This window comes from Streptomyces sp. 130 (assembly GCF_007096885.1).
GTDB lineage: Bacteria > Actinomycetota > Actinomycetes > Streptomycetales > Streptomycetaceae > Streptomyces.
The window spans coordinates 166,121-184,399 of sequence record NZ_VJNO01000002.1; the positions used below are offsets into that span (position 1 = coordinate 166,121).

At 74.2% G+C, this 18,279-nt stretch carries 15 protein-coding genes; 7 read left to right on the forward strand and 8 right to left on the reverse strand.

Annotated features, from left to right (window positions below):
* Nucleotides 1-3: 3 nt before the first annotated feature.
* From FKN01_RS02950 to FKN01_RS02960, 3 genes are all read right to left on the reverse strand, one after another.
* On the reverse strand, nt 4-1,002 hold the full coding sequence (locus tag FKN01_RS02950; protein ID WP_143616108.1) for a carbohydrate ABC transporter permease: 999 nt from the start codon (nt 1,000-1,002) through the stop codon (nt 4-6).
* Between the two features lie 163 nt (nt 1,003-1,165).
* Nucleotides 1,166-2,491 carry an extracellular solute-binding protein gene (locus FKN01_RS02955; protein ID WP_143616109.1) on the reverse strand — a complete coding sequence of 442 codons (1,326 nt, stop codon included), beginning with the start codon at nt 2,489-2,491 and terminating at the stop codon, nt 1,166-1,168.
* A gap of 526 nt (nt 2,492-3,017) precedes the next feature.
* Nucleotides 3,018-3,722: a FadR/GntR family transcriptional regulator gene (locus FKN01_RS02960; RefSeq protein WP_398930802.1), complete on the reverse strand. Its 705-nt coding sequence runs from the start codon at nt 3,720-3,722 to the stop codon at nt 3,018-3,020.
* A 166-nt stretch (nt 3,723-3,888) separates the two neighbouring features.
* On the opposite strand from FKN01_RS02960, the gene FKN01_RS02965 reads away from it, so the two are divergent.
* Nucleotides 3,889-5,685 (forward strand): 2-isopropylmalate synthase, encoded by a 1,797-nt coding sequence (locus tag FKN01_RS02965; protein WP_143616110.1) that lies wholly within the window; start codon nt 3,889-3,891, stop codon nt 5,683-5,685.
* A 789-nt stretch (nt 5,686-6,474) separates the two neighbouring features.
* On the opposite strand, the gene FKN01_RS02970 is transcribed toward FKN01_RS02965, so the two are convergent.
* Entirely contained in the window at nt 6,475-7,878 is a 1,404-nt protein-coding gene (locus tag FKN01_RS02970; RefSeq protein WP_143616111.1) for a HAMP domain-containing sensor histidine kinase, read from the reverse strand.
* Entirely contained in the window at nt 7,875-8,579 is a 705-nt protein-coding gene (locus FKN01_RS02975) for a response regulator transcription factor (protein WP_185992720.1), read from the reverse strand. The genes FKN01_RS02970 and FKN01_RS02975 overlap by 4 nt, the downstream gene beginning before the upstream one ends.
* Nucleotides 8,580-8,647: 68 nt before the next feature.
* Between FKN01_RS02975 and FKN01_RS02980 the strand changes: the two genes are divergently transcribed.
* Nucleotides 8,648-9,190 carry a hypothetical protein gene (locus tag FKN01_RS02980; protein ID WP_143616113.1) on the forward strand — a complete coding sequence of 181 codons (543 nt, stop codon included), beginning with the start codon at nt 8,648-8,650 and terminating at the stop codon, nt 9,188-9,190.
* Nucleotides 9,191-9,194: 4 nt separating this feature from the next.
* Here FKN01_RS02980 and FKN01_RS02985 read toward each other — a convergent pair whose 3' ends face one another.
* Nucleotides 9,195-10,025, reverse strand: a complete 831-nt coding sequence (locus FKN01_RS02985) for a spermidine synthase (RefSeq protein WP_143616356.1) — start codon at nt 10,023-10,025, stop codon at nt 9,195-9,197.
* A gap of 156 nt (nt 10,026-10,181) precedes the next feature.
* Complete coding sequence (locus FKN01_RS02990; RefSeq protein WP_143616358.1) at nt 10,182-10,571, reverse strand: hypothetical protein; 390 nt, start codon at nt 10,569-10,571, stop codon at nt 10,182-10,184.
* Between the two features lie 249 nt (nt 10,572-10,820).
* On the opposite strand from FKN01_RS02990, the gene FKN01_RS02995 reads away from it, so the two are divergent.
* Nucleotides 10,821-12,188: a tetratricopeptide repeat protein gene (locus tag FKN01_RS02995; RefSeq protein ID WP_143616114.1), complete on the forward strand. Its 1,368-nt coding sequence runs from the start codon at nt 10,821-10,823 to the stop codon at nt 12,186-12,188.
* 219 nt (nt 12,189-12,407) lie between these two features.
* Here FKN01_RS02995 and FKN01_RS03000 read toward each other — a convergent pair whose 3' ends face one another.
* The gene (locus tag FKN01_RS03000) at nt 12,408-13,004 is read right to left on the reverse strand and encodes a histidine phosphatase family protein (RefSeq protein ID WP_143616115.1); all 597 of its coding nucleotides are present in this window, start codon (nt 13,002-13,004) and stop codon (nt 12,408-12,410) included.
* Nucleotides 13,005-13,243: 239 nt separating this feature from the next.
* Here FKN01_RS03000 and FKN01_RS03005 point away from each other — a divergent pair, with 239 nt between their 5' ends.
* Genes FKN01_RS03005 through FKN01_RS03020 form a run of 4 tightly spaced genes read left to right on the forward strand, consistent with a single transcriptional unit; the run spans nt 13,244 to nt 18,228 of the window.
* The gene (locus FKN01_RS03005; RefSeq protein WP_185992725.1) at nt 13,244-14,215 is read left to right on the forward strand and encodes a phosphatase PAP2 family protein; all 972 of its coding nucleotides are present in this window, start codon (nt 13,244-13,246) and stop codon (nt 14,213-14,215) included.
* Nucleotides 14,196-15,287 (forward strand): hypothetical protein, encoded by a 1,092-nt coding sequence (locus FKN01_RS03010; RefSeq protein WP_143616360.1) that lies wholly within the window; start codon nt 14,196-14,198, stop codon nt 15,285-15,287. The genes FKN01_RS03005 and FKN01_RS03010 overlap by 20 nt, the downstream gene beginning before the upstream one ends.
* Entirely contained in the window at nt 15,278-16,897 is a 1,620-nt protein-coding gene (locus FKN01_RS03015) for a hypothetical protein (RefSeq protein WP_143616117.1), read from the forward strand. Before FKN01_RS03010 ends, FKN01_RS03015 begins: the two co-directional genes overlap by 10 nt.
* Nucleotides 16,894-18,228: an AAA domain-containing protein gene (locus FKN01_RS03020; RefSeq protein ID WP_143616118.1), complete on the forward strand. Its 1,335-nt coding sequence runs from the start codon at nt 16,894-16,896 to the stop codon at nt 18,226-18,228. Before FKN01_RS03015 ends, FKN01_RS03020 begins: the two co-directional genes overlap by 4 nt.
* Nucleotides 18,229-18,279: the final 51 nt, after the last annotated feature.

Below are 18,279 nucleotides of genomic sequence, written 5' to 3' on the forward strand. Positions count from 1 at the left end.
CGGTCAGACCGCGGATTTGCGTACGAAGCGGCCGATGAGCCAGTTGACCGCGGCGATGATCAGCAGGAGGGCGAGCATCGCCCAGGCCACTGCGGCGGCCGGACCGAGGTGCCCGAGGTTCCAGCCGTAGTTGTAGAGGTAGACGCTGAGGGTCTCGTACTGATTCTCGTTGCCGCCGGTCTGGCCGAGGGTGCCGCCTTCGAGCAGCAGGGGCTCACCGAACAGCTGCATCGACCCGATGGTCGAGATGACGATCGTGAAGAGGATCGTGGGCCGGAGCGACGGGATGGTCACCTTGCGGAACTGCTGCCAGCGCGAGGCGCCGTCCAGCGAGGCCGCCTCGTAGAGGTCGGACGGCACGGCCTGCATCGCGGCCAGGTAGATCAGGGTGTTGTAGCCGGTCCAGCGCCAGATCACGATGACCGAGATCGCGATCTTGGACGTCCAGTGGCCGTTGGCCCAGTTGGTGTCGCCGAGGCCGACGAAGTGCAGCACCCAGTTGAGCAGACCGCCGTCGGCCCGGAAGACCAGGGCGAAGACCAGGGCCGCGGAGGCGACCGAGGTGGCGTACGGGGTCAGGATGATCGTGCGCCAGAAGGTGCTGGCCCGCAGCTTGTAGTTGAGCAGGTGGGCCAGACCGAGCGCGACGAGCAGCTGCGGGACCGTCGACATCACACCGATGAGGAAGGTGTTGCTGACGGCCGTCCAGAACTCCGCGTCGTGCAGGATCTTGTCGAAGTTCTCCCAGCCGACCCACTCCATCTGGTCCATGCCGGTCATCTCGACCCGGTGCAGGGCGATCCAGCCGGTGTAGAGCAGCGGGTAGAGCCCGAAGGCGCCGAAGACGAGGAAGAACGGGGCTATGTAGGCGTACGGCGACGCCTTGTCGTCGAACCGCCAGAGCCGGCTGCGCCAGTTCTGCCGGCGGGCGTTCACCGGTTTGTGCTGGGAGCCGCGGGGTGGCGGCGCGTATGCGTCCCGGGTGGGAGTCGAGGTGGCCACGAGCGGGAGTCCTTCCCTGGATTTGCTTGAGTTACCCGGGTACGGGGATGGCTGGGCCGTTACGCCGCACCCCTCAGGAACACGCGGGTGCGGGCGGCCCGGGGAGGGGCCGCCCGCGCCCGGGCGGGTCCGGCGGTTCAGGCCGGACGCGCCCTGGCGAACGTCAGCCGATCACCTTGTCGATCGCCTTGGTCGCGGCCTCCCACGCGTCGTCGGGCTTGGTGCCGCGCTGCTCCATGTTGTTGATCTGGGTGGAGATGGTGTCCTTGATCGCGGCGTCCTTCGGGCCGAGGATCGTCTCGGGGATGGACTTGGCCTCATCGGCGTAGATCTGGCCGATCGGGGCGTCGTTGAAGTACGGCAGGGTGGCGTTCTTCACGTCCGGCAGGTCGTACGCGCCCTTGTTGGACGGGAAGGAGCCGATGGCCTTGAAGACGGCGGCCTGCTGCTCGGGGGCGGTCAGCCACTTGACGAGCTTGGTGGCCTCCTCGACGTTCTTGCCGGCCTTCGGGACACCGAGGAAGGAGCCGCCCCAGTTGGCCGCGGTGGCGCCGGGGGCGGTGGTGATGTCCCACTTGCCCTTGTTCGCTTCACCGGCGTTCACGGAGATCTGACCGGCCATCCAGGCGGGGCAGGCCACGGTGGCCATGGTGCTCTTGCGGAGCGCGGCCTTCCACGGGTCGCTGAACTGGGCGAGGCCCTGGGTCAGCTTCTTGTCCGCGGCCTCGGCGGCCAGGTTCCAGCCCTGCTGGACGCTGGGGCTCTCCTTGTAGATCGGCTTGCCGCTCTCGTCGTAGTACTGCTTCGCGTTGGAGCTGACGACGGCGTTGAACATGGCGCTGGCGGAGTCCATGAAGTACGTGCCCGCGGGCGCCTTCTTCTTGTACTCCTCACCCAGCTTGAGGTAGTCCTCCCAGCCGCCGGAGATCTTGGCCGCGACCTCCTTGCGGTCGGTCGGCAGACCGGCCTTCTTGAACAGCTCGGTGTTGTAGCAGAGCGACATCGGGCCGATGTCGGTACCCGCACCGATCACCTTGCCGTCGGCCGTGGTGGCCTGCTTCTCCTTCCACGACACGAACTCGTTGACATCGATGACCTTGCTCAGGTCGGCGAACTGGTCCGCCTTGGTGTCGACGAGCTCCTTGATGCGGCCGACCTCGAGACCCTGGACGTCGGCGAGACCGCTGCCCGAGTTCAGCTGCTGGAGGAGCTTGGGGTAGTAGACCTTCTCATCGGCGGTGGTGTCTTCCTTCACCGTGATGTTCGGGTGCAGCTCGTGGTACTTCTCGAAGAGACCGGCTTCCTTGTAACCGAACTGGCCGTAGTCGGCGACGGTCAGCGTGATCTTCCCGTTCGCGTCGGAGGACTCGTTCGAGTCGGAGTCGTCGCTGCTGCAGCCGGTCAGCAGCAGCGCCGAAGCGGTCAGGCCCGTGGTGGCCAGGACCGCGACTCTGCGGCTCCGGCCGGCGACGGTGCGGGTGATACGCATTCCACTACTCCTTGTTCCAGGGTGGGACTGGCTCACTGCGCGGCATACGCGCTGGTGAGTGCGGGTGCCGGATGGGTTTGGGGGGAGTAACACGGGCAGTGCCGTTCACCCGGAAAACCCCGGGTGATGTGGGAGCGCTCCCATGCGTCGATGTCGGAAGATTGCTGCCTTCAGGGGGTGGGTGTCAAGAGTTGAAGACGCTTCCGTTGCGCGAGCGTGTCCTGCAAGTCACGAGACCGTGTCCGGCCGAAGGCTTGCCAAAGCGGTTCACCGTATTTCGGCGCCCGGCGGATTTCCGAATAGCCGCAGGTGGAGGGCGGGTTGACATTCGATCATGGTTGAGCCCTGGCGGAAAACCGGCTACGGTGCCGGTTTTCCGGCACACGCCGGAAACAGTGCGCCGGAGCCGCGGGGGCCCCGCCGGGAAGTGAACGGGCCATGGCACGCAGGGGGCACGGATGCGGACCCGCGCGTTCTTTGCCCGAACCCGGGGACCGCATGGCGGCGGAACGCGGGCCTTACGGGGTCACACCTCGCGCAGCCGGGCCAGGGTGGCTTCCAGCTCCTCCTGGGCCGTCCGCGCCGCCGCCTCCGGGTCGCCCGAGACGATGGCCGTGACCAGGGCGTGGTGGCCGGTGTGGCCGTGGTGGGGGTCCTGGCGGCGCAGGCCCAGGAGGTCCACGAGGTCGATGAGGGCCTGGCGGAGGGCCGGGACGAACTCGGCGAAGAGGTCGGCGAGGACCGGGTTGTGCGCGGCGGCCACGACCGCCCGGTGGACCGCGATGTCCGCGTCCACGAAGTCGGCGTCGTCGAGGCCGGCGCCCGCCTCCAGCCGGGCGGTGAGCGCCGCGTCGAGGGCGGTCAGGTCCTCGTCCGTACGGCGGCGGGCGGCGAGGCGGGCGGCCTGGACCTCGATGAGCATGCGGACCTCGTAGACGTCGGTGACCGACGCCCGGCGCAGCCGTACCGGCCAGTCCTCCGTCACGTGGTCCGCGACGACGAAGACGCCGGCGCCCTGGCGGGACCGGAGGAGGCCGAGCGTGGCGAGCGTACGGACCGCCTCGCGGACCGTGGAGCGGCCCACGCCCAGCTCGCGGGCGAGGGCGGTCTCGCCCGGGAGCTTCGTGCCGACCGGCCAGTGCCCCTCGGTGATCCGCGTCCGCAGATGGCTGGTCGCCTGTTCCACGAGAGGGCTGGGGCGGAGGGGGCCGAGCGAGGACACTTCGTTCACCTGTCAGGTTGTCTGAGGGGTTGCGTTCTGGTTACTGTACCGCCCATGACGTACCGCGGTCTCCTCCTTCTCGGCTGCCGCGGCGGGGCCTGAAGCGATCGGCACCCCGCCGCGGGGTGCCGTGCTGGGCCGGTCGCATCCGGCGATGCGAGAAGAGACACCGTTCATGCCCGAGTCCATGTCCGCGGCCACGTCCGACGCCCGGCCCCCGATGCACAGCTTCCCCACCATCTGCACGCCGCGCGGCCCGGTCCCCCAGGCGGCGCCCCGCTGGAACCGGCAGCGCTCCAGCTCCATGCCGTCGCACCGCTACCGCTCCGCCTTCGACCGGGTCGCGGTTCCGCTGACCGGGCGGAGCTGGCCGCAGGCCCGTATCGAACGCGCCCCGCTGTGGGTGCCGGTCGACCTGCGGGACGGCAACCAGGCCCTGGCGGAGCCGATGGACACCCCGCGCAAGCGGCGGATGTTCGACCTGCTGGTCGCGATGGGCTACAAGGAGATCGAGGTCGGCTACCCGTCCGCGAGCCGTACCGACTTCGACTTCGTACGCCACCTGGCGACCGGCGGGGCCGTCCCCGACGACGTCACCGCGGTCGTCTTCACACCCGCCAGGGCCGACCTGATCGACCGCACCTTCGAGTCCGTGGCGGGCCTGGACCGGGTCGTCGTCCACCTCTACATCGCGACCGCCCCCGTCTGGCGCGAGGTGGTCCTGGGCCGCGACCGGGCCGAGGTGCACGGCGTGGTCCTGGACGCGGCCCGGCGGATGGACCGGCTGGCCCGGGCCAGGCCCGGCGCGGACATCCGGTTCCAGTTCTCGCCCGAGGTCTTCAACCTCACCGAGCCCGACTACGTCCTGGAGATCTGCGACAGCCTCACCGAGCTGTGGGACGCCTCGCCGGACCGGCCGGTCGTCCACAACCTGCCGGCCACCGTGGAGATCGCCACGCCCAACGTCTACGCGGACCAGATCGAGTACATGCACCGCCACCTGGCCCGGCGCGACTCGGTGATCCTCTCCGTGCACCCGCACAACGACCGGGGCACGGGCGTGGCCTGCGCGGAGCTGGCCGTGCTGGCGGGCGCCCAGCGGGTGGAGGGCTGCCTCTTCGGCAACGGGGAGCGCACCGGCAACGTCGACCTGGTCAACCTGGCGCTCAACCTGCACGCCCAGGGCGTCGACCCGATGATCGACTTCTCGGACATCGACGAGATCCGCCGCACGGTCGAGCACTGCAACCGGCTGCCGGTGCCGCCGCGCCATCCGTACGGCGGGGACCTGGTGTACACCGCGTTCTCCGGGACCCACCAGGACGCCATCAGCAAGGGCTTCGCCCGCCGCGCGGACAGCGTCCCGGAGCTGTGGGAGGTGCCGTACCTGCCGATCGACCCGGCCGACGTGGGGCGTACGTACGAGGCGGTCATCCGGGTCAACTCGCAGTCGGGCAAGGGCGGTATCGCGCATCTGCTGCGCACCGGCCACGGGGTGGACCTGCCGGCCGGGATGCGGGCCGAGTTCTCCCGTACCGTCCAGGAGGCCACCGACGACAGCGGTACGGAGGCCACCTCGAAGGACCTGTGGAACCTCTTCGAGGCGGTGTACCTGGTCCCCGGGCGGGACGGCGGCATCGCCCTCACCTCCTGGTCGGCGCCGAGCGGCCCGGCCGGTGAGCACCGCTGCGTCTGCACGCTGCGCGTGGACGACCGGGAGGGCGATTACGAGGGAACGGGCACCGGCCCGGTCACGGCGTTCGCGGACGCGCTGGCGGCGGCCGGGGTGGAGGCGGCCGTCCTGGAGCTGGTGGAGCAGGAGCCCGCGGGCCCGGCCGGGACCCGGACGGTCACGGCGTACGCACGCTGCCGGGTCGGCGGCGAGGAGCGCTGGGGCGCGGGCCGGGACGCCTCGGGGGTGGCCGCGTCCGTGGCGGCGGTGCTGTCGGCGGTGAACCGGGCGCGCGGGTAGCGGACCGCGGAACGGGTCCGGCCCCTGGCCGGGAGGTGGGGGCACCCCCGGCCGGGAGCAAGCGGGTGCGTCTCCGGCCCCTGGCCTGGAGGTGGGGCGCACCCGCCCACGGCCTGGAGGTGGGTGCGCCCCCGCCCCCGCCCGGGAGGAAGAAAGTACGCCCCCGCCCCCGGCCGGGAGGTGGGGGCGCCCCCGGCCGGGATGGAGCGGGTGCGCCTCCGGCCCCTGGCCTGGAGGTGGGGCGCACCCGCCCACGGCCTGGAGGTGGGTGCGCCCCTGCCCCCGACCGGGAGGAAGGAAGTACGCCCCCGCCCCCGGCCGGGAAGAAGTGGGTGCGCCCCCGCCCCTGGCCTGGAGGAAGGGGGAGACCCCGGCCTGGAGGAAGCGTCTGCGCCCCGGCCGGGAGGAAGCGTCTGCGCCCCGGCCGGGAGGAAGCGTCTGCGCCCCGGCCGGGAGGAAGCGGGTGCGCCTCCGGCCCCGGCCGGGAGGTGGGGCGCACCCGCCCACGGCCTGGAGGTGGGTGCGCCCCCGCCCCCGACCGGGAGGAAGGAAGTACGCCCCCGCCCCCGGCCGGGAGGAAGGGGGTGCGCCCCGGACGGGAGGAAGGGGGGGTGCTCGTCCCGGCCGGGGGCGGAGGTGCGCATCCCGGCCGGGGGTGGGGGGAAGGGGGCCGGGCCGGGGTGCGCGGTGGGGATGCGGAGCACGCTAGCGGCTGCGGAACGGGCAAAGGGGGTGTTCCGGGCCGGGGCCGGGGTTCTTAGGACTGCCTTAAGGAGCGCATCGGCCGGGCTAAAGGTTCGGCGCCCCCTGGCGCCGCAGGCGCCACCGCGGCCGGCCCACCCGGTGGCCCCGCCCGCCGCCCGGCGGGCGCTGTCCGTGGAGCCCGATCCGGACCCGGACCTCCGTGCCGCCCAGCACCGAGCGGCCGATGCGCACGTCACCGCCGGTGGACTCGGCGACCCGGCGCACGATGTCGAGCCCGAGTCCGGTCGAGCCCACCGCGTCCCGTGCCCCGCCGCGCGCCAGGGCCGTCTCGGGGTCGGCGATCCCGCCGCCCGCGTCCGAGACCAGCACGATCACCGCGTCACCGCTGTGGTGCACGTCGACCGCGAAGGCGGTGCCCTCCGGGGTGTGCCGGAAGACGTTGCCGAGCAACGCGTCGAGCGCGGCGGCCAGTTCGGGCCGGGCGACCGGGATGCGCAGCGTACGGTCCACCCCGGCCAGCCGCACCTCGCGGCCCTCGTCCTCGGCCAGGGCGGACCAGAAGGCCATCCGTTCGCGGATCACCTCGGAGGCGTCGCAGCCCGCGCCGGGCCCGCCCTGCTGGGTCTGGGGGCGCTGCTCCCGGGCGGTCCGGATGATGGTGTCCACCTCGCGTTCCAGCTGTTCGACGGCCGCCCGGGTCTGCTCGGCCGCGGGCCCCTCGCCGAGCGAGGCGGCGTTCAGCCGGAGCACGGTGAGCGGGGTGCGCAGCCGGTGCGAGAGGTCGGCGGCCAGTTCGCGTTCGTTGGCGAGGAGCTGGACGACCTGGTCGGCCATGGAGTTGAACGCGACGGCGGCGGAGCGCAGTTCGTCCGGGCCCTCCTCGGGGACCCGGGTGCCGAGCCGGCCCTCCCCCAGGTCGTGGGCGGCGCCCGCGAGGCGGCGGGCGGGCTCGACCATGCGGATGCCGAGGCGGTCGGCGACGGCGACCGAGCCGACGACGAGCGCGATGCCGACGCCCGCCAGCATCAGCCAGGCGGTGGTGACCCCGTGGGACACCGCGGCCTCGGGGACGAACACCTCGACCACCGCGATGTCGCCGGACCCCACCGCGGTCGGCTGGAGCAGCACGGAGCCGCCGGTGACCCCGATGATCGCGGCGCGCCCCGAGACGCGGACGGTCTCCAGCTCCTCGCGGGTGGCGCGGCCCCTGCCGATGTGGGCCGCGATGCCGTCGGGCTCCTTGGAGGCGGGGATGTGGACGGCCATCCGGCCGGCGGCGCCCGGTTCGGTGGTGAGGACGGCCTTCTCCAGCTGGGTCCGGTCCGTGGTGATGGACAGCGTGGGGCCGATCGTCGCGGCCTGCCGTTCGGCGTCGGTGAACGCGCGGTCGCGGGCCATCTCCTTGACGACGAGCCCCAGGGGCACGGCGAAGGCGATGACGACCATGGCGGTAACGGCCAGGCAGACCTTGACCAGCGCCCATCTCATGCCGGCCGCTCCGGCGCCGGGGGCTGGAGCTTCACGCCGACGCCGCGCAGGGTGTGCAGATAGCGGGGCCGGGCCGCGGTCTCGCCCAGCTTGCGGCGGAGCCAGGAGAGGTGGACGTCGATGGTCTGGTCGTCGCCGTAGGACTGCTGCCAGACCTCGGCGAGGAGTTCCCGGCGGGGGACGACGACGCCGGGGCGCCCGGCCAGGAAGGCCAGCAGGTCGAACTCGCGCCGGGTGAGGTCGAGCGCGGCGCCGTCGAGTTCGGCCTGCCGGCGCAGCGGGTCGACGCGGAGCCCGCCGACCCGGATGACGCGCGGGGGCGGTGCCTCGCCCGAGGCGGCCCGGGCCCGGCGGAGCACGGCGGCCATCCGGGCCGACAGGTGCTCCACGGAGAACGGCTTGGTGAGGTAGTCGTCGGCGCCGTCGTTGAGCAGCCGGACGATCTCGCTCTCGTCGTCCCGGGCGGTCGCGATGATGACGGGCACGTCGGTGAGGCCGCGCAGCATCTTCAGGGCCTCGGAACCGTCGAGATCGGGCAGCCCGAGATCGAGGATGACCACGTCGAAGCGGAAGTGGGCGACTTCGCGCAGGGCTTCGAGCGCGGTGCCGACGCTCCGTACGGTGTGACCGGCCTCCGTCAGGTGCCGGATGAGGGCGGAACGTACGAACTGGTCGTCCTCGACCACGAGCACACTGGGCATGGGCGGCACCGTACGCCATCCGGTCCGGCCGGGTGCCGTGGCAACCCGGCCGGTGGTGCAGGATGTTGATGATGCAACGAGCTCTGGTACACGCGCTGGCGTGGTCGCTCGCCACCGGCGCGGCGGCCACGGTCTCGTGGTGGGGCGTGCACGCCGTGCTCGCGGGCACGGTGTACGACCCGCCGCGCGCGGTGCCGGTCGCGCCGCCGGCCACGGAGGGCCTGACGTCCTCGACGCACCGCCCCGCCCCCTCGCCCTCGCCGTCCCGCCAACCCCGGGCCACCGCGCCGAGGCCGCCCGCGCCCCCTTCCCGCGAGCCGTCCGCGTCGCACACCCCGGCGCCCAACACCCCGCGCCCGGCTTCGGGGACGACCGCCGCCGCGGCCGGGCGGGCACGGAGCTACCCGACCGACGGCGGCCGGGTCGTGTTCGAGGTCGGGGCCCGCTCGGCGGAGCTGGTGTCGGCGACCCCGGAACCGGGCTGGTCGATGCGGGTGTGGTCCAACACGACGTGGATACGGGTCGATTTCTCCCGGGACGACGGCACGACGGTCTCCGTCTTCTGCACCTGGCACGACCACGCGCCCCAGGTGGACATCATCAACTCGTAGGGCCTCAGCGGAAGGCGTCCGGGGGCGGCGGCGGTGACGGGCGGGCGTCCGCGTCGTGCACCGGGGCCGCGCCGCCGGTGAAGTCGGCCAAGGCGCGGCCGTGTTCGACGCGCCCGGGGTGCGGGTCGGTCGCGACCCGGCGGGTGAGCCGCGCGATGTCCGGCGCGGTGTCGGAGGCGAGCAGCACGGCGTTGCCGAAGCGGCGGCCCCGCCACACCGTGGGGTCGGCGGCGAGCGCGAGTTCGGGGAAGACCGTGGCGGCGGTGGCGATCTGGCCGCGCAGATGGGCCAGCGGCGGCCCGTCCGCGAGGTTGGCGACGTAACTCCCGCCGGGCTTGAGGACCCTGCGGACCTCGGCGAGGAACTCGGTGCTGGTCAGGTGTGCCGGGGTGCGGGCGCCGCTGAAGACGTCCGCGATGACGAGGTCGGCCCAGCCGTCCTGGATCTTCCCGAGCCCCGCGCGGGCGTCGGTGGACCTGACCCGGATCCTGGCCTGCGGGTCCGGCGGCAGTTCGCGCCGCACCAGCTGCACCAGCGCCGCGTCCGCCTCGATGACCTGCTGGGTGGACCGGGGGCGGGTGGCGGCGATGTAACGGGCGAGCGTGAAGGCCCCGCCGCCCAGGTGCACCACCCGCAACGGCTGCCCGGCGGGCGCGACGAGGTCGGCGATGTGGCCGATGCGGCGCTGGTACTCGAAGGAGAGGTAGGTGGGGTCGTCCAGGTCGACGTGCGACTGCGGGGCCCCGTCGATCGTCAGCGTCCAGGCGCGCCGGCGCTCCCGGTCGGGCACGAGTTCGGCGAGCCCGCCGTCCACGGGCTCGGAGACGTTCCCCACGGGGGCCGCGCGGCCCGCGCGCCCCTTGCGGTCGCCGCCGGCCGCTCCTCGACGTGCCACTGCTTCTCGCCCCTGCCCACTGCTCACCGTGTCCGGGACGGGCCGATCCGCGCGGCCCGCCGTCCGGCCATTATCGGTGCGCCGGGGTGACGCGGCTCAGCGGCAGTTGTCCGCGGCCTCGATCAGCCGGGCCGCCTGGTCGAGCGCGACCCGCAGCACGGCCGGGTCGGTGACCGGGGTGTCCGCGGCGGGGGGCAGCAGCCAGCCGCTGCCGGAGGCCGGCGGATCGGCGGGGATGCGCAGCCCGCGGCCGTCGGTCCGCGTACAGGCGCTGCCCGGTACGTCCCAGCCCTGCGCGGTGCCCGGCGGCACCAGGAACCCGAGGGTGTCGCAGGCGCCGTCGTGGATGACCGGGCCCACGACGTCCCGCGCCGCGCCCCGGCGCAGGATGTCCACGGCCTCCAGTCCCTGCCGGGCGGGCACGGTCACCAGATCACAGGGTTCGCCGGCGGCCGCCGTGCCGCCGTCCGCCAGGTCGGTGTGCAACAAGGGACCTCTCCTCTCATCGCCGGGGCGGAGCCGCGCTCCGTACTCCCTCTCCAGGAGGACCAACGGCCGACCGCGTCAAGGGCTACGGCGCGACACCGCCGCAAAGGGTGGCAGTTCATGGCGGATCGCGGCCGAGATGCCCGGTTCGCCCGGAAACGCTGTGTGTGTGCCCGGTCACGGACGGTACGTTCTTGCTCCGCCGGGACACCGGAAACAGCGCCCGGCTCGCACCGAGAGGGCCATGCCATGGTGTCGACACGGGCAGTTCCCAACCTCGCCTTCCGGCGGCTGCGCGGCCCGCGCTCCGCCGGCGAGTTCGCTGCCGCGGTACGCAGGTCCGCTCGCGAGATCGGCGAGCAGGTCGCGTGCGACGCCCGGTACATCGGGCGCGTGGAGTCCGGCGAGATCCGCTGTCCCAACTACGCGTACGAGCGGGTCTTCCTGCACATGTTCCCCGGGGCGACCCTGGAGGACCTGGGCTTCTCGCCCCGCGCTTCGGTACGCGGGCGGGCGGCCAGGTCCGCCGCGGACGCCCCGCCCCCGACTGCCCCGCCGCCGGAGTCCGGCGGCGACGACGAGGAGAGCGACGTGCTGCGTCGCGTGTTCATGACGAGCGGCACCACCGCGGTGGCGGCCGTCTCCCTGGGGCTGGGCCTCGGCGGCCCGGCCGCCGCCCTGCCCCTGCAACGCCGGGTCGGCGACACGGAGGTGAGCGCCGTCGAACGGGCGGTGCGGCAGATCCGGGTGCTGGACGACCGGCACGGCGGCGACTGGCTCTACCGGCGCGCCTCGCAGCCCCTGCGGGCGGCGTACGCGCTGCTCGACGCGGGGACGGTGAACCGGCGCTCCACGGCGGACCGGCTGCACTCCGGCGCCGGTGAGCTGGCCATCTCGGTCGGCTGGCTGGCCCATGACTCGGGCCGCTTCGAGGACGCCCGCTCGCACTACGCGGAGGCGCTGGCCACCGCACGGGTCGCCGGTGACCCGGCGCTGGAGGCGCACGCGTTCTGCAACGTGTCCTTCCTGGCCCGCGACACGGGCCGGCCGCGCGAGGCGGTGCGCGCGGCGGAGGCCGGGCAGCGGGCCGCCGAGCCGCTGGGCTCGCCCCGGCTGCGGGCGCTGCTCGCGCTGCGGGAGGCGGGGGGCCGGGCGGGGCTCGGGGACCGCACGGGCTGCGAGCGGGCGCTCGGCCGGGCGCACGCGGCGTTCGCCCAGGGGGCGTCGGGGGCGGACCCGGAGTGGATGAGCTTCTTCCGCGAGGCGGAGCTGGAGATGCTGGAGGCCCAGTGCCGGGCCGCCCTCGGCGACTGGTCCCGGGCCGCGCGCCACGCGGAGCGGGCGGTCCGGCTCCAGGACCCCCACTTCACCCGGAACCTCGCGCTGTACCGCGCCGAGCTCACCTGGGACCTGGCCCGGGGGGGCCGCCCCGAGGAGGCGGCGTCGGCCGGCCACGCGGTCCTGGACCTGCTGGACGAGGTCCAGTCGTCCCGCATCCGGGCGATACTGCACGACGCGGTGGCGGCCCTGGGGCCGAGGACCGGGGCGTCGCGGGAGGTGGCGGACTTCCTGGACCGCTACGAGAGCGCCGCCCCTTCCGGCCCGTCCGGCGTCTGAGGACACGCGGCCCGCAGCCCGGCGCCCCCAGCCCGTCCGGCGTTTGAGGACGGAACCCCCTGCCCCGGTCCGGGGCGCATCCGCTCGGCCCTCGGACCAAGGCCCCAGGACAGGCGCCGCGACCGTGCGCAGCGGTTCCGTCCTCAAACGCCGGACGGGCTGGGTTCACCGGCGCACCGGATCCGTCAGGCGCCCCGGACGGGCTGACAACCCCGCCGCTCACCGCTCGAGGTGCCCCGTGTCGTTCCATTTCTGGATCGCCGGGGCGCCGTACGCCCAGCCCAGGACCGACAGCGACGTCGGCGCCAGCCAGATCCGCGCGCCGAAGGCGATGTCCTCGCCGAGCCAGCGCGCGCCGAGCGCCCGCAGGATGTGGCCGTGGGCGAAGACGAGGACGTCCCGGTCGGCGGACCGCGCCCACTCCACGATCTCGTCGGCCCGGGCCGACACCTCGGCGGTGCTCTCGCCCTCCGGCACCCCGTCGCGCCAGATGAACCAGTCGGGACGGCCCGCCTTGATCTCGGCCGGTGTCATCCCCTCGTACGCCCCGTAGTCCCACTCCATCAGCGCGTCCCACGGCTCGGCGCGGTCGCCGAAGCCCGCGAGCCCGCAGGTCTCGGCGGCCCGGACGAGCGGGCTGGTGCGGACCTCCAGGCCGCGCAGACCCGTCCACGGCTCCCGGTGCAGCCGCTCGCCGAGCAGCTTGGCCCCCTCGCGTCCGGCGTCGAGCAGCGGAATGTCCGTCCTGCCGGTGTGCCTGCCGTTGAGGGACCATTCCGTCTGCCCGTGCCGGGCGAGCAGGATGCGCGGTGCCATAAAAGGGTTCTCCCTGGAAAGCTGGGACCTGGGATGCGGAATCTGAGAAGTTGTTCCCATCATCCCGTATCCGCCCCCGAGGCAACCCGGGGGGCCGCGGCGGCGTCCCACTGACCACAGACGAATCAGAGCAGCCCGGGGGGTGGGGACCACACCCCCCGGCAGACACGCGCCCGACGCGCACCGTACGGTTGAACGCCCGCAGTCGGCCGCATGAACACGTGATGGAGAAGTTCCGGATGCCGCACGCCACCACCGCGCCCGCTCCGCGCCACCGGCTCCGCTGGTGGACCGAGCTGCCGCTCCTGGCCCTGGTGTACGGGGCGTACTCCGGCGGCCGGCTCCTCGTACGCGGTGACGTGTCCACGGCTGTGGACCACGGCCTGAGCATCCTGCGCCTGGAGAAGGCGCTGTACCTGAACGCGGAGCACCCGCTCAACCGCCTGTTCACGGCACACCCCTCCATAGGCATCCCGTCCGACTTCGCGTACGCCTCCCTGCACTACGTGGTCACCCCGGCCGTCCTGATCTGGATGTTCCGGCGCCACTCGGCCGCGTACCGCAGGGCCCGCACCTGGCTGATGACCTCCACGATGCTCGGCCTGATCGGCTTCACGCTGATGCCGACGTGCCCGCCCCGGCTGCTGGACGCGCGGCACGGATTCGTGGACACGATGGCGCAGTACAGCTCGTACGGCTGGTGGGGCACGGAGGCGAGCGCGCCGCGCGGCATGGGCGGGATGACCAACCAGTACGCGGCGATGCCGAGCCTGCACGTCGGCTGGGCGCTGTGGTGCGGCATCCTGCTGTGGCGCCACGCCAAGCACCCGGCGCTGCGTGCCGCGGGCATCGCGTACCCGCTGGTCACCACGTTCGTCGTGATGGGCACCGCCAACCACTATCTGCTCGACGCGGTCGCCGGCTGCGCCGTGATGGGCGTCGGGGCACTCCTCGCCCGGCCCGTGATGCGCTTCGCCGACGGGGTCAGGGCGGCCGTCCTGGCGCGCTTCTCGGGGGCTTCCGCGACGACGGGGTCCCCGGATGTCAGTGCCGGGTGCGAGACTTCGGCGGGTGAGCGAATCCCCGGCCAGCGGACCTCCTCCGCAGAACCATCCGACGCGGCAGCAGCGGCCGGCCCGCCTGCCGGGGCCGACGGCGCCGGCCGGGCAGGACGGACCCCCGACGGGGACCCTGCGGCAGCGGCTCGCTGAGCTGAGGGGCCCGGCGGTCGCCCCGCGCCCGCTGGACGCCCGCGCGCTCGCGGCCCTCGCCGCCAACCCGGGCTGCAAGCGCCGCGCCCTGCTCGACGGGGCCGGGGTCGACAAGGGCGCGCTCGCCTCCGCGCTGGGCTCCCCGGCTCCGTTCGGCCAGTCCCAGTTCGCCTTCATGCGGGGCAACGCCTTCGAGGCCCGGGTCAAGGCCGACGGCGGTGCGGAGCTGACGCGCCTGCTGCACGAGCGGCTCGGCGGCTCCGGTGAACCGCCGGGCGAGGTGGCGACGCCCGATCTGACCGCCGCCGGGCCCGAGGGCCGGGCGGCCAGGACCGCGCTGGCCCTGCGGGAGGCGACGGAGGCGGGCGGCTGGGCGCTGCTCGACCACCCGATGCTCGCCCTGGAGGTGGCGGGCTCCCCGGCCTATCTGGAGCCGGACGCGGTCGTGGTGCGGCCGGACGGCACCTGGACGGTCGTCGAGATCAAGTCGTTCCCCATGATCGACGGCTCGGCGGACGCGGCGAAGGTGGGCGCCGCCGCCCGCCAGTCCGCGGTCTACGTGCTGGCGCTCGAACGGGTCGCGGAGGTCACGGACGGGGCCCGGGTGGGGCACCGGGTGCTGCTGGTGTGCCCGAAGGACTTCTCGAACCTGCCGGCCGCCTCCGTCATCGACGTACGCAAGCAGCGCGCCGTCACCCGCCGCCAGCTGACCCGGCTCACCCGCGTCGAGGAGATCGCGGCGGCCCTCCCCGAGGGCGCCTCGTTCGACCCGGACCGCTCCCCCGAGGAGCTGGAGTCGGCGGTCGAGTCGGTCGCCGCGGCCTACGCGCCGGAGTGCCTGTCCGCCTGCGAGCTGGCCTTCCACTGCCGGGCCCGGGCGCGCGCCGAGGGGGCCGTGGAGGCGCTGGGGCGCGGGGTGCGGGGCGAGCTGGGCGGCCTCACGACGGTCGCCGGGGTGCTGGCCGCCGCCGCGGGCAAGGAGGGCGATCCGGCGGACCCGGTGGTCGCCGCCCTGCGCCGCGCTGCGGCCCTGCGCGCCGAGGCGCTGGAGGGGCGGGCGGCATGTCGCTGATCACCACGCTGGCCCGGCTGGAGGCGGTGGAGAGCGGCCGGGCGCGGCCGACGGCCACCGTGCGCCACCGCCGGCTCACCGACCGGCCGCTCGTCCTGGTGCCGCTGACCACGGCGGGCGAGGCGGGCGCCCCGCTCGGCGCGCTCGTCGGCACGGACCGGGAGGCGCCCCGGCTGCTGGCCGTCGCCCAGCCGCGCGACCGGGACCTGCGGTTCGCGTTCCTCGCCGAGCTGGCCGAGGCGGTCCTGCCGCACATCGAGGCGTACGAGGACGTCGTCGAGCCCGCCGAGCGGGGCGAGACGGACCCGGCGACCGGGAAGCGGGTCAAGGTCGAGACCGAGCTGTGCGTGGACGCGGCGCAGATCGTCGTCCCCAGCCGGGCGGGCATCGAGTTCGTCCGGCTGCTCGGCCGCTCCATGCGCTTCCGGCGCACCGCCGAGGACGATCCGGACACCCCGTATCCGGCGCCCGCCCGGGTCCCGCTGCTGGGGCGCTGGCTGACGCATTACGGGGAGCGGGCCCGGGTCCCCGGCTCCTCGCTCCTGCTCGCCTGCACGGACCTGCTGAACCGGCACTGGGCGACCGGCCAGTCGAATCTGGAGGATCAGCACCTGGGGGCCCTGCTCGCCTGGATCGACCCGCCCGCCGGGGAGTCCGGTGCCAGTGCGGCGCTCCGGGCCGAGCTGGCCCGGGACGCGGCGGGACAGCTGCTGTGCCCGCCGGCCGGCCCGGCGACCGACCCGGACTTCGACAACCGGCTGCTGGCCCCGGCGATCGAGAAGTACGACCGGGCGCGCGCCGCGTTCGCGGCGGCCGAGGACGGGCTGGCGGCCGATGCCCTGCTGGCCGGGCTGTCCGGGGCCGAGCGCGAGATCAGGGCGCTGCTCGCCGGGGTGCTGCTGCCGACCTGGGACGCGGTGTGGCGGGGCCTCGACCTGCTGCGGGAGCTGCCCGAGGGGTCCAGGACCGAGGACCGCTGGACCCGGGACCGCTGGTCGTTCACCGCCCACCGCGACCGGGTGCGCTCCGGTGAGCCGCCCCAGCCGCGCCGGGACGACGCGGTGACGGCCGCCCGCAAGCTGGCCGCCCGGGAGACGGCCCAGGCGCAGCTGGAGGCGCAGGAGGCGCTGGACGACCCGCTCGTCCTGGCGGGCCGGCGGCTCGCCGGGGAGGCGTTCATCGGTGAGGTGAGCGCGGTGGAGATGGCGTACAGCGAGTCGAAACGGCCCTCGCCGCGCCCGCTGGTCACGGTCCGCACCGAGGAGCGGCCGCAGCTGGGCGCCGGTGTGAAGGTCTACCGCTCGCTGGACGGCAAGCCGCAGACCGCCGAGTTCGTGGCGTACGGCCCGGCGGAAGGCGCGGACGGCGAGGACGGCGTGCTCTCGCTGGTGCTGCGGATCACGGACCGGATGGGGCGCGGCAAGGAGCCGGCCCCGGGGTCGGTCCCGGAGCCGGGTGACCGGATCGCCTGGACCCTGTTCGAGCACGACCAGCGCGGCGGGCCGCAGCTGCCGGACGCGGAGGAGACGCCGTGGACCCACGGCGGTCCGCCGGGCGGCCTCGAAGCGGCCGAGCTGCCCGACCCCGTGACCCCGGAGGACCTGCTGTGACGGCCGTATTCGACCCGGGCGCGGCGGCGGGCCTGGCCACCGCGAGGATTCTGGACGACACGCTGAACGGCACGGCCCGGGGTGTCGTGGTGGACTCCCCGCCGGGTGCGGGGAAGTCGACGCTGGTGGTGCGCGCGGCGCTGGAGCTGGCCGCGGCGGGCCGTCCGCTGATGGTGGTCGCCCAGACCAACGCCCAGGTGGACGACCTGGTGGTGCGGCTCGCGGAGAAGGACCCGGAGCTGCCGGTGGGCCGGCTGCACAGCAGCGACTCCGATCCGTACGACAAGGTGCTCGACGGCCTGGCGAATGTGCGCAAGTCGGCGAAGGCGGCGGATCTGGCCGGGCTCGACGTGGTCATCTCGACGGCGGCGAAGTGGGCCCATGTGAAGAACGTGGAGCCGTGGGGGCACGCGATCGTGGACGAGGCGTACCAGATGCGCTCGGACGCGCTGCTCGCCGTGGCCGGGCTCTTCGAGCGGGCGCTCTTCGTGGGCGATCCGGGGCAGCTGGACCCGTTCTCGATCGTCGGCGCCGACCAGTGGGCGGGGCTGAGCTACGACCCCTCGGCCAGTGCGGTGAGCACGCTGCTCGCGCACAATCCGGAGCTCCCGCAGCACCGGCTCCCGGTCTCCTGGCGGCTCCCGGCCTCGGCGGCGCCGCTGGTGTCGGACGCGTTCTACCCGTACACCCCGTTCCGCAGCGGCACTGACCACGGGGACCGGCGGCTGTCCTTCGGGGTGGCGTCGGACGGGTCGGCGGCCGACCGGGTGCTGGACGAGGCGGCGGAGTCGGGCTGGGGGCTGCTCGAACTGCCGGCCCGGCACACCCCGCGCACCGACCCGGAGGCGGTGCGGGCGGTCGCGCTGGTGGTGCGCCGGCTGCTGGACCGGGGCGGCGCGGCCACCAGTGAGCGGTCGCCGGACCCGGCCCCGGTGACGGCGGACCGGGTGGCGGTCGGCACGGCTCACCGCGACCAGGCGGCGGCGGTGCGCGCGGCCCTCGCGGAGCTGGGGGTGACGGGGGTCGCGGTGGACACGGCGAACCGGCTGCAGGGCCGCGAGTTCGACGTGACGGTGGTGCTGCACCCGCTGTCGGGGCGGCCGGACGCCACCGCGTTCCACCTGGAGACGGGGCGCCTGTGCGTCCTGGCCTCCCGGCACCGGCACGCGTGCGTCGTGGTCTGCCGGGAGGGCGTGGCGGACCTGCTGGACGAGCATCCGTCGACGGAGCCGGTCCAGCTGGGCGTCACGGTGAAGTTCCCGGACGGCTGGGAGGCCAACCACGCCGTGCTGGCGCATCTGGCGGAACACCGGGTGCGCTGGAGTTGTTGAGTGCGCCGGGGGTGCGGCCGGGCCTGCGCACGCCCCCGCGACGAAGCCTTC

What these genes read in the sequence shown, in the direction of transcription:
- FKN01_RS02975 (WP_185992720.1), bottom strand. Translation starts at nt 8,579, where the DNA reads ATGCCCAGTGTGCTCGTGGTCGAGGACGACCAGTTCGTACGTTCCGCC.
- FKN01_RS02995 (WP_143616114.1), top strand. Translation starts at nt 10,821, where the DNA reads ATGGTGTCGACACGGGCAGTTCCCAACCTCGCCTTCCGGCGGCTGCGC.
- FKN01_RS03000 (WP_143616115.1), bottom strand. Translation starts at nt 13,004, where the DNA reads ATGGCACCGCGCATCCTGCTCGCCCGGCACGGGCAGACGGAATGGTCC.
- FKN01_RS02980 (WP_143616113.1), top strand. Translation starts at nt 8,648, where the DNA reads ATGATGCAACGAGCTCTGGTACACGCGCTGGCGTGGTCGCTCGCCACC.
- FKN01_RS02955 (WP_143616109.1), bottom strand. Translation starts at nt 2,491, where the DNA reads ATGCGTATCACCCGCACCGTCGCCGGCCGGAGCCGCAGAGTCGCGGTC.
- FKN01_RS03015 (WP_143616117.1), top strand. Translation starts at nt 15,278, where the DNA reads ATGTCGCTGATCACCACGCTGGCCCGGCTGGAGGCGGTGGAGAGCGGC.
- FKN01_RS03005 (WP_185992725.1), top strand. Translation starts at nt 13,244, where the DNA reads ATGCCGCACGCCACCACCGCGCCCGCTCCGCGCCACCGGCTCCGCTGG.
- FKN01_RS02965 (WP_143616110.1), top strand. Translation starts at nt 3,889, where the DNA reads ATGCCCGAGTCCATGTCCGCGGCCACGTCCGACGCCCGGCCCCCGATG.
- FKN01_RS02970 (WP_143616111.1), bottom strand. Translation starts at nt 7,878, where the DNA reads ATGAGATGGGCGCTGGTCAAGGTCTGCCTGGCCGTTACCGCCATGGTC.